Source organism: Vibrio sp. HI00D65 (assembly GCF_001635455.1).
Lineage (GTDB): Bacteria > Pseudomonadota > Gammaproteobacteria > Enterobacterales > Vibrionaceae > Vibrio.
On sequence record NZ_LWEH01000598.1, the window covers coordinates 1 to 562 of the forward strand.

At 38.1% G+C, this 562-nt stretch carries 1 protein-coding gene; it reads left to right on the forward strand.

Annotated features, from left to right (window positions below; translation table 11 throughout):
• Positions 1-25 precede the first annotated feature (25 nt).
• Positions 26-430, forward strand: coding sequence for a co-chaperone GroES (locus A3712_RS24110; RefSeq protein WP_063525260.1), 405 nt, complete (start codon positions 26-28; stop codon positions 428-430).
• Positions 431-562 lie beyond the last annotated feature (132 nt).

The following is a 562-nucleotide window of genomic DNA, read 5'->3' on the forward strand; positions in this document are numbered from 1 at the left end:
AACCTGCTAGAAGATAAGGAGCAAAATGGAAAAGGAACAGTCATCGATATTAACACCAAACAATAAACTTGTTGGTGTAAAACCTTCAAAAGAAGAACCAAAATTACCAAAGCCAACTGGCTGGAGACTTTTAGTTTTGCCTTTTAAGATGAAAGAGAAAACTAAAGGTGGAGTAATATTAGCTGAAGATACTTTAGAGCGACAACAAGTTGCTTCACAAGTAGGTTTAGTTATGGCCATGGGTCCACAATGTTATAAGGATAAAGAGAGGTATCCTGAAGGTCCATGGTGCAAGGAGAAAGATTGGATTATGTTTGCAAGGTATGCNGGNAGNCGAATCAAAATAGAAGGTGGGGAGATGCGTCTGCTAAACGACGATGAAGTGTTAGCAACAATTGATAGTCCAGAGGACATCTTGCATGAGTTTTAACATAGGAGGATAACTATGCCAGAAGAAGAAAAAAAGACAGTTGATTTAGATACTTCAGGACCTGAAGTAGATATTGATATTGAAGAAAAGAAAGATGAGGCTGTGATTGAACAGCCAGAAGCAAAAGAAGAA